Origin of the sequence: Acinetobacter sp. AOR34_HL, assembly GCF_027854795.1 — a bacterium.
Lineage (GTDB): Bacteria > Pseudomonadota > Gammaproteobacteria > Pseudomonadales > Moraxellaceae > Acinetobacter > Acinetobacter junii.
The window spans coordinates 107050-117641 of sequence record NZ_JAKTID010000082.1 but is presented as its reverse complement, the minus strand read 5'-3'; the positions used below and the strand labels follow the sequence as shown (position 1 = coordinate 117641).

The following is a 10592-nucleotide window of genomic DNA, read 5'->3' as shown; positions in this document are numbered from 1 at the left end:
TTTCTAAGCTGCCTGTATGGCAGTGAACAGTTCTCCAGTAGGGACGTGTGATATGTAAATTTTCTAAGCTGCCTGTATGGCAGTGAACAATGGGTAATTGAGTTTGTCCGAGCAATCTTCTTTCTAAGCTGCCTGTATGGCAGTGAACTTCGTGCAGCAACGGTATTTGAACAATTGAATTTTCTAAGCTGCCTGTATGGCAGTGAACATATTCATAATCATTTACAGCAGAGCCGTATTTTTCTAAGCTGCCTGTATGGCAGTGAACTTTTTCTAATGGTCGTTGGTATGAAGCTAAATTTTCTAAGCTGCCTGTATGGCAGTGAACGAGTATGATTGACATAGTCTGCGAGTTGTTCGTTTCTAAGCTGCCTGTATGGCAGTGAACACCAAGCAGAGAAGTCTAATTCCCAGTGGATATTTCTAAGCTGCCTGTATGGCAGTGAACTTAATTCCTTTTTCTAGCTCTAATGTTTACATTTTCTAAGCTGCCTGTATGGCAGTGAACCATCAACAATAAAAAATATTGTTATTGCTTTATTTCTAAGCTGCCTGTATGGCAGTGAACCAGTGCCTTCGACACCGATTTTGATTTGAATTTTTCTAAGCTGCCTGTATGGCAGTGAACATGCTGCACCAATTGACGTTACATCAGTTGTTTTTCTAAGCTGCCTGTATGGCAGTGAACTTGCTTGTTGATTGGTAGCAAAGTAGTTAAATGTTTCTAAGCTGCCTGTATGGCAGTGAACTGGTATTTACCTGACTTCTTTGCTTCTTCTTCTTTCTAAGCTGCCTGTATGGCAGTGAACGAGTTAATTTATTGAAGTATGCAACGCATTCATTTCTAAGCTGCCTGTATGGCAGTGAACCATGTTTAATGAGAGTAGAGAGAAAGCTCACTTTTCTAAGCTGCCTGTATGGCAGTGAACTTTCAGATGAACAAATTGCCGACTCTACTTTGTTTCTAAGCTGCCTGTATGGCAGTGAACATTGACATTTTTAGTACCTTTTTCATTTATACTTTCTAAGCTGCCTGTATGGCAGTGAACTCTAAAAAATTATCAGCAGCTTCTTTGGGACATTTCTAAGCTGCCTGTATGGCAGTGAACGATCTATATTGCACATGATGCTAGTCCGATTATTTCTAAGCTGCCTGTATGGCAGTGAACTATTTCGTTACCAGTGCCAGTTGGGTCGTGTTTTTCTAAGCTGCCTGTATGGCAGTGAACCTATTTATCTCAATCGCTGTATTGATGATGATTTTCTAAGCTGCCTGTATGGCAGTGAACATGAACAAATTTCAGAAGCGAAGAAAAAGTTATTTCTAAGCTGCCTGTATGGCAGTGAACAGCAATTTTAAAGCAAAAAATAAAGTTATAACAGTGATTTAACTCTTAAATCTCTCAAAAGACCCAAGTTTTAAACCACTATCATAAGCTATTGATTTTATTAAGCTGTTAAAGAGTGAAAAAATATTAGGTTAAAATTCGGGTACAGATGACACCGAACTTAATCCGTAAGTGCTAAAAATCTGAGTTTCAGATTTTTCAGCAGATTGCTTTTCAATAAAAATTTTAAAAGCATGTTTCTGACTTAATGCTAAATCTTCAGATGTACTGTCACTCAGCATATTGATATAGGGTAAATCAGTTGTTTGTACAAACTGACCATAATGTGCCAAGGCATTTTCAAAACTAAAGCGCCCTTTTCTCTCATCATGTCGTGCTAAACGGGCAGCACTACTCTTCACTTGTTTACGCTTATAGACTGCATAACCAGTAACTTTTTCTAAAGGTACTGCTTTTACAGAACTAATGTGTACATAATCCAAATAACGACTGAGCCATTTTGGCACATCCAGTTGAATTAATTCCTGTTCACTTAAGCCAAAGATACGTAGCTTTTCGCCAATAAATCCCTTCCCTTTTTGAGGATCAAAACGATAATCAGGGAATGAAAAACCTATTTTCACCTTACTGCTTTCGTCTTTTAAACCAGCCAATGCAAGATGTAGCTGTTTATAAATTTTAGACCATAAAAAGTTAATCGAGATTTCATCATCTGGCAGAAATTTTAATTCCAGATAATAATTCATTATTTATCACTCTCGCCAAATACACCACCACGAACCAAAACCGCCATTACATAATGCTGCTGTTCAAGTTCAGGTACTTTATTGTAATTAACCCAAGCATCAAACAAACTATAAAAGTCTTGTTTTTCTTTAGGCTGACGATACGCCTTACCTTCTGAAGTCACTGAACCATACGGCTCAACTGCAATCGGTTTATCTGCATTTGGATACCATATATCAATTGTGCGTAGTGCATTACCAATTTTTTGAGAATGCATACCAGCTTCGTTGTTGCCAAATGAGTATAAAGTTTTGCTTTTAGCACCTTTGGAATTACTCGTATCTAAAATGAGTTCCTGTGATGGATAGACTTCTTGTCCCTCACCTAAACGAGAAAAACCTGTCACTTTAAGTAATACATGCTCATGACCACTTAAACCTGCTTCAATCCAAGCTGAAAGCTGTTTAATTTCAGTTTGTTGATCTTGGTGTACAGTTGCTTCATTTAAACGATTTTGTAATGCATCAAAACTTAATTTTTCTGCGCTCTTACCATCAATTAAACGCTCAACTGTGACCGTAACATTTTCAGCGCCAATACGGTTACGCCATAAAAAACGACCATTGGCTAAATTCACAGCATAGCGATTCGCAAGTTCACTAAACTTATTCGCTGTTTCATAGCCTGACACCGCCGCTTCAAGGCGTTCAGCAAATGCTGCATCATTACATGCAGATGGACGACCTACATTTGGCAATACACGTAAGCTAAACGTCACGGCAACCGTATCTTTACCTTGTGGTAAAGCAGCAACATCAACCGTTTGTAAATTTGGTTTATTCACTGCTGCATTAATCGCTGCTTCATCAGTTTCTTTGCTATTTTTAGGGCGATTCGAAATCGTACCACGCACAGATTTTGCTTGAATTAAAATTGGTGTATTACCTGTGCCTTGTGCAATCTCCACCCAATTTACTGCAAACATACGTCCATCTGATGCATCAAGATGACGGTTAAATGAAAGTACCGATGCTGTTTTTAATTTGTCATTCTTAGCCATGATTAAAATTCCTCTTCTTCTATTTCAGATTCAAATTCAAATGATTGATGGGTGTCTTCGTCTGGTAATGACGTGTCGATATCTAATTTCGGTGCAAATGGTTGAACGAGCTCATACAGCCCATTTTTAGGTTCAGTGTTGTAATTCCATAAAGTATCAACAATATTTTTAATACGATGTGGGCTTTGCCATTCACCTAAACTAATTAAGGTTTCGACAAAGGTGGCGGGATAGTCATCATGACGTAATCCTTTAATAACACCTTGAGGCTGTAAATCCGTTAAAGCTGCATAACCAATCGGTATCGGCACGAGCCAACCTTTTAAATGTTCAGGCCGTGGTCGTAACGTCCAAACACCGTCTACTGACTCTTGATCGACTGATGCTTCTTGTGCAGTACTGACAAAATTGAAGCGGTGAATGTCCAATAAAGTATCGAGTAAATCAGGACTATTTTTCTGAGTCGCTAAATATGTTGGATACTGAGCCAACCAATTTTGATGTGCCATCAAAAGCTCATGACGATGCTGTAAAGCAAAGCCTGGTAATACACTCCGACGTAGTATTTTGGTTTTATCTACCGCATCATGTTCTGACCAATTGATCAATTTAGCTTTGACACGCTTATGTGGGAAAACAGAACCACCTGCCAAACGCATGTTATAGACCAAGTGATTTAATCGATCTAACAGGCTTTGTGTCTGAGTAGATAAATCTTCATCATTGGCAGATAGATGCGGATCAAGACCATCTCCCGCCAAACCAATCACTAAACTGACTTCAAAATGTCCCTTGCCCTCTTCAATCATCGCTGGTGTAGAACCATCTGCTTTCAAGGGGTGACGAGCCAAATTCAGTTGATACGGGGAATAGCGAAAACTATTGGTTTTGGTAATTTGTGGATTAAATTGATGCGATATGATCCCGACACCACAACATTCAACAGTTGCATATTCAGCAATTTGATTCAGCTGACGTTGTAAATGATGCATAAATCCAGTGAATGCACTTGGTGCAGGAAAACCCCACGTTAAATGACTGCTGATAATGGATGTATTTTCAACATTTAAACGTACAACATACAATGCTTTAGGATAAGTCCGATGCATTAGGCAAACTCCTCTTTCAGCAATTGTAATTTGTCACGTAAAATCAGAGACCAAGCACGGGCTTCATGATCATCTAAATCCAAAATTTTTCCTTTTTGGGTGAGGATATCATTGAGCCATTTGCCAAAGTTATAACCCACTTCAGTATGCCAATCTCGTTCACGATAGGCCTGTAACCACTCGGTTTCTTCTTCCGTCAATTCTTCGGCATCTTCTTTATCAAACAGTGCTTCTCGGTAGCCATAATCGAGCCAAAAGCTTTCTGCACGACTAAAATCAGAATCCTGTGTCCAGCCTGATGGCGCACTTTGTTGTAGTTCAAAACTCATATCAATGATGCAATCCGCCAATTTAGAGACCAAATCATCACGCTGGGAACGGAATTCATCATTATTACGACGATCTTCTTTACGATACAAAGTCACGATTTTTTTCAATAAAGGCTTAATCTCTTTACGGTTGCTTAAATACCCTGTAAAAACCGAACCACGTTTTGGTAGTTCAATCTGCTGACCTTTCCAAGTGGGTGGAATAGACGGTAATAGCCACATAGAGCCACGACGGTCACTATTAAGCTGTGAAATATTTTGTGGTTTAGAACCACCAAAATTTTGTACCAATAGATTCGGGTATTCACGGCTTTCATGTGCATGATGTAATTTTTTAAACCGTGCTTCATGTAGTGCTTTACTCTCATCGCTAAACCGATCATATGAGAGCTGTTGATACGCTCGATGAACCAATGAACTCGGATATAAAATCACCAAGGTATGATATTCATCATCTTGCACAGGAAATAACACTTGTTTCGATAAACGTCCTGCATTGAGTTCTGTTGGCAACTGACTAAATGCTAAAAAACGCTCATAACGCAGTTGTGCCGTTTCAGATTTCACAGACAATGCTGTGATTAATTCCTGATCTGCATTTAACAAACGCTCTAGTAACGACGTACCTTGAAAAGATAAACGCAGCATCTTAAAGACATCGAGTACAGCTGCATTACCAATGACATCCGCATCTAGTTTGATACCTTGGGAACCCACATAGTCATGTGTTTTATCCGTATTGCTATAAAACATGGCAGATGCTTTTGAATCAGGATGATGCTGTTTCGGCGTATGAGTCGCCAAACGTAATTGGCTAATACGCAAACTTGCATCATCAAGCCACGTTTCAACCTCATATTTTTCTAATAACTTGTTACGCTCTGCCGTGTCATCCGCTTTAAGTTTTTCTAGCTTTTCATTCAAACGTCCTTGAATATATTGCTCGATTAACTCACGAATGCTAGCAGGCTCGGAGTCTTGAACTCCCTCTACTTCATCATTCATTTTTTGTACTCATTACAAAATAAATTATGTTTTAAATCATTTTTTGTTATCATCTAGATAGATTAACTATCGTAAATGATGAATGTATCCAATTAATCAGACCCTTCTGATTAAATGCGTGCTAAACATTATTTCCCCCTTACCCTATCGGGTGATGTGTGATCCTGCCAGATCGATGGTTAATCTTTATTTAAATATTAAACCTAGTTACTTTTATTCAAACTAAAAGTAACCATAACAAGTAAAATACAGATTTTTCTTTTATTCCACAAGCTATTTCTATGTAAAATAAAAAGACTTATCATTACTAAGTAAGGCACTACCATAAAGGTAGCTTAGAAATAGTTCCTTTTATTCAATCTGTTCACTGCCATATAGGCAGCTTAGAAAGCAAGGTTTATCAGGGTTATTCCCTGATAAATCCTAACCAATCGTGGTATTTCCACTTTTGCAGGTCTTCTAGCTTGGGTAAATTTAAACTTAAATAACGCCCACAATTCTCACTCCAAATTCTTTCATTTGGATTGACCTCCACATATTTCTGCAATGCCTGCTGAGGATTCTGATTTGGCCAACAATGAATCTGCGGATTGTTAGGTAGCTCAACTCGTCGAATTAAACTTTCTTCATAAAGCCAATTTCCCGTTTTATCGTTATAGGCATAAAGACCTAACTCGCTCTCTTCTTCCTCTGCCCTAAATGCCATTAACTTTTCTGCTTGTGATTGTCTAAATTGGCTCAAGCGTTGCAGAATACCTGTGTAATGAATGGGCGTGTTCCAAAAAGCATAGGTTGGAAATTTAATCGGTACACTTTTACTCACTCGCATATCAGAGCTAATTCCTTGCCCTAATAAAATTGAATGCATGCGATCATGTTCTAAATCAACTAAATTTGGATAACCAAATTTTTCATAATATTTCTTTAAGTAGTTTGCTCCCGGTTGTTGCAAACGTGGTATAGCATCTAATTGATCTAGATGTACTTTTCGAATTAACCCATTATCAACATTCTCAGCAGTACCATTTAAAAAATGTCTATCCGCTTTAAACTCGAAACCTGTCGCTTCAAAGCCTGGGCGTGAAAAACAACTTCGATCAGGATGTTTAAAATGTCGAATATTGGTTTCCATTAAAAATACATTTGGTTTGTTATAAGCTTCTATCCGATGGCGTCGCACCCGTCCAGAAGCCTGAATAATCGAACGCATAGATGATGGTTCTAAGATCATCCAATCATAGTCGTGATCTCGCCCCACCTCACAGACAGGCGAGGCGAAAACCAAAATAATATGTTGTTGTTCTGGATATCTTTTTAACCACCCCTTAACCATGGCATGATCGTGTGGCTGTTTAGCTTGGTTTCGATCTAAAATTTCGTCTAAATATTTTTCAATATTTGCACGCATTAACAATGGAAAACGCGAATGATAGACACAAATATGAATACGTATATTTGGATCAATTTGCTGTTTTAATAATTGCTGAGCAATCTCCGCCAAAGGATCAATATTGGCAAAACGTACCAAGCCTACGCTGTATTGTTTGCCTGTATCGGGATCTGTAATCGAATTTTCACGATGTGCAAGCATTGTTGTTTGCAGAATTTTTTCCGCAAATACTTTTTCCCACTTCTCCTGAGCTGATATTTTTCGGGGTAATCCCACCCATTCAACTGTACGTCGTTTAGTGTGCTGTGCTTGCTGATTTAAGAATTCAACACGTTGTTTAGTAAATTTGAGATGGGATTTTTTAAAGATGTCGTTCGCTTGACTGTCACTGATATTTTGATCACAAAGAATGACCTCATGATAAATACTGCTTGGATTTTCATCAAACCACGCAGCAATAATCGGTTGGTCTGCTTGTGTACGATTGGCATTATAAAATTTTCGCCCTGAACTATACGCTAAATACAAACCATTAATTTCGGCAGGTGTTAGCGTTGCAGAGGACAATAATACCCGACTACCCAGTAAACCTGCCCAGTGTACTAAACGTGTCAATGCATAATAATCTTCAGGAGAAAAATCATCAGGTTCATCAAGTACCAAATCTGAAGACATTAAACGTAACATCGGTGCAATTTGTTTACCGCCACGCGTACTTTCAGTAGCAGGAATTAGATGATCAATCGTGCAACATAAAATTGGACTCATCAGCATTTTTCTAACTTGATGATTCCCCTTTAACCATTTGGCAAACATATGCTGCTGATCAAGTATGCCTTCAAAATCTAGCTCATGATCATCGTAATCGACATAACTCTCTTCATCTGTAAGTCCATTTAAAGATTCTGAACCGATATTTTCTGCAATATACTGATTTTGTTCAGGATCAAAATTTTCTATATTTTCTTCTAAAATTTCAGATGAATCTTTATGACTATAATGCTCAAAGATTTCTTTAACTGCTCCGCCACCAACCATAATGGCTAAATCAGTTTCATCCAAATCGAGTTTGTGACGTAAAGCCTTTCCTGTTTGCAAAGTTAATGTTCTAAGACCTAGAGCAATATTAAAACGTGCGCCTTTATCAGGGTCAGCAAGGCCGTACATAATGCGTGTATTACCCAAGGTTTTGCCACGACCTGTCGAAGCTAAATTCACACCAAAAAAACCATGATTTGGATAGTCTTTTTGTATTTTACGCGCCAGTTGATAAGACTTATCTTGCCATTGGTAATATGGATTATTGGTTTTTCCTTCCAAACTTTTTTGCTGAGGTAAACGATCAAACAAGGCATCTAATCGAGTCAATGCCCCCATAAGTTGCCTAACCGATTGACTCACTCCCACCAAATGATCATCTAGTGTTTGTTTTAATGATCCAAATTTATCTGTATTAGCATATCGCTCATAACTTGGATCATGCCATTTAGGATTGGCATCACAGCTTGAATAATAATGATCTGACAACATTAAGGTTAGGCGTGAAATGTGACTCACATAAGGATCATCTAACCCAATTGAATGAGGAAGATTCAGCAGTTGCATTAAGTTTCCTGCACATGAATTTGCTTCTTTACACCATGTGTCACTATTGAAAGGGATGTGCTCTTGCCGAATATCCCAACATTTCTTAATTTCTTTTGCTTTACTCGTATCATCCTCTAAGTATTGTTTTGGATAACACCAATTAAATTTTAGATCGAATAAGACCTTATCGAAAAATTCACTTTTATAATTTCCATCCTGAGAATGTTTATCCTTTTTACTCTTTTTAACAATTAAATATTCAGGAATTGGTAAACGATGATGAGAAACGATCAGCCACGCCGTTAGTTTTGCAATGGGTGGTAAATTTTGAAATGGTGATGGAGATACTTGATCAATTTCATCTTTAATGACATTTTTAAGCCACGAAAGATCATGTTTTTTTCCTGATATAGATGTTAGCTGAGAAATCCAATCCTTATCTGTATCACCACAACTATGCACAAAAGCTTCAAATAATCGCAAAGAAATCCATTCATGTCGAAACGGATCTGCTACTGGTTTTTTATTCTTTAAAGCATTTTTTAGCTTTGCTGCAAAAAATGGATTAATTTTACCAAAATCATGAAATAGTGCCGCGATACGAGTGATTTGACTCACAAAACTTGCTGAGTGCCAATTCTGATCACAATAATCTACTTTTAGCTGTTTTGATGTTCGATTGACTGGCACAATTCCTTCACTATTAAATTTGTTGTGATTGCCCACTACCCACAGCAACTCACTTCTACGTCTACCCCGAATCCAATGACAACTGACCGCAGTACTTTTGGTCACGGTTTTACGCAGCAATTTTTTAACTGCAATTAAACCTTCCTCAGTAATCACTGTCTGCCAGGTGTTATCACCAATTCGGTCTGCAAAGGCATCTAATACCCGACGCGTTCGTGGAATGGCTTTCTTTTCGCATTGGCTAATAAAGGTCACAATCATAATGTTTCTCCATCTACATCATGATTTTTACAAGCTTGTGCTTTGACTTGATCAAACATAAAGTCCAGACATTTATGCTCGGTAAATTTCTGCAAAATCTGCTGTCTAAATTCTTGTTCAGTCATTTTTTCTTTGGCGCAAATAAAGGCATAAGGTAAAACCACAGCATCCTTAATTAAATCTGCCACATCAAACACTAAAGCCCCCCGACGCGTCTTGCCATGCATGACTGCAAAACCATGTGGAATTCCAAGTACCCAAAGTGTTGTCGCTGCTAAACCATAAGCCAGATAATTGCCATGATTTAAAAAATCATTGGCTAAATCACCTTGTTCAGGATTGCGACTAAAATCCTTTAAACCTGTACGAGTCGCTGCAATTTTATAAAGTTGCTTTGTGGTTGCAGCTTCTGCAAGTAGTAAGTCTCCGACTTTAGTTTGTTGTGAAATTCTTGCTGCATAACCCGTTAAAGCCTGTTGAATATCTAAATCATCCACATGAAAGGTATATTCTTTTAAATCTCGGTCTTTCGACCAAATCTTCTGAATATATTCAACTCGTGCCAATTGAAAATGTTTAGCAACATCTAAGCGTTTGGCTTCATCAAACCAAAATTGCATCCAACCTTGCATATACTCAGTTGGACGGTATTCACTTTGTGGTGTCATCCATTCAATTTCACAGCCCATAAACAAAGGCGTGCCACCTCCACCTGCAAAACCAACCAGAACACCTGCACTTGCGAGCATGCGCATTGCTGCTTGAGTAATTGATGTGCCTGTACCCAATAGAATCACTGTAGTATTGGCAATCGGAATATTCCAGTACTGATTTTCGTTTTTAGCCTCGGTCAGATAAAGAACTCGACCATCTTTCTGCATCACACGGCAATGTTCAAGATAGTACAAATTGGCACGTTTCGAATGTAATATTGCTTTTAGATCTGATGGATTAAGCTGTTCCATTCTTATCATCAATTATGAAGAAGAGTTGTCCTTAAAATATCCTGTTCGAATAATTATTTAAAGAAATTTTAGGAAATTAACGTCACATATTGACGCAGTCTTTTTCAAGAATTTGTGTGAT

The 10592-nt window shown here is 38.1% G+C and carries 6 protein-coding genes and 1 CRISPR repeat array; all 6 genes read right to left on the bottom strand.

The features are described from left to right. Positions 1-1349: a CRISPR direct-repeat array (repeat unit 28 nt; unit sequence TTTCTAAGCTGCCTGTATGGCAGTGAAC). 131 nt (positions 1350-1480) lie between these two features. The 6 genes from cas6f to cas1f all read right to left on the bottom strand — a co-directional run bounded on the left by cas6f (position 1481) and on the right by cas1f (position 10471). Next, a complete protein-coding gene (gene cas6f / locus MKL32_RS14390) occupies positions 1481-2095 on the bottom strand; it encodes a type I-F CRISPR-associated endoribonuclease Cas6/Csy4 (RefSeq protein ID WP_087536696.1) in 615 nt (204 codons plus the stop codon). Beyond that, the gene (gene csy3, locus MKL32_RS14385) at positions 2095-3135 is read right to left on the bottom strand and encodes a type I-F CRISPR-associated protein Csy3 (protein WP_087536695.1); all 1041 of its coding nucleotides are present in this window, start codon (positions 3133-3135) and stop codon (positions 2095-2097) included. Before csy3 ends, cas6f begins: the two co-directional genes overlap by 1 nt. Positions 3136-3137: 2 nt before the next feature. Further along, entirely contained in the window at positions 3138-4244 is a 1107-nt protein-coding gene (csy2, locus tag MKL32_RS14380; protein WP_270900694.1) for a type I-F CRISPR-associated protein Csy2, read from the bottom strand. Further along, positions 4244-5578 carry a type I-F CRISPR-associated protein Csy1 gene (gene csy1 / locus MKL32_RS14375; protein ID WP_270900693.1) on the bottom strand — a complete coding sequence of 445 codons (1335 nt, stop codon included), beginning with the start codon at positions 5576-5578 and terminating at the stop codon, positions 4244-4246. The genes csy2 and csy1 overlap by 1 nt, the downstream gene beginning before the upstream one ends. Positions 5579-5984: 406 nt before the next feature. Next, positions 5985-9506, bottom strand: a complete 3522-nt coding sequence (gene cas3f, locus MKL32_RS14370) for a type I-F CRISPR-associated helicase Cas3f (protein WP_270900692.1) — start codon at positions 9504-9506, stop codon at positions 5985-5987. After that, positions 9503-10471 (bottom strand): type I-F CRISPR-associated endonuclease Cas1f, encoded by a 969-nt coding sequence (cas1f, locus tag MKL32_RS14365; protein ID WP_005163444.1) that lies wholly within the window; start codon positions 10469-10471, stop codon positions 9503-9505. The genes cas3f and cas1f overlap by 4 nt, the downstream gene beginning before the upstream one ends. Positions 10472-10592: the final 121 nt, after the last annotated feature.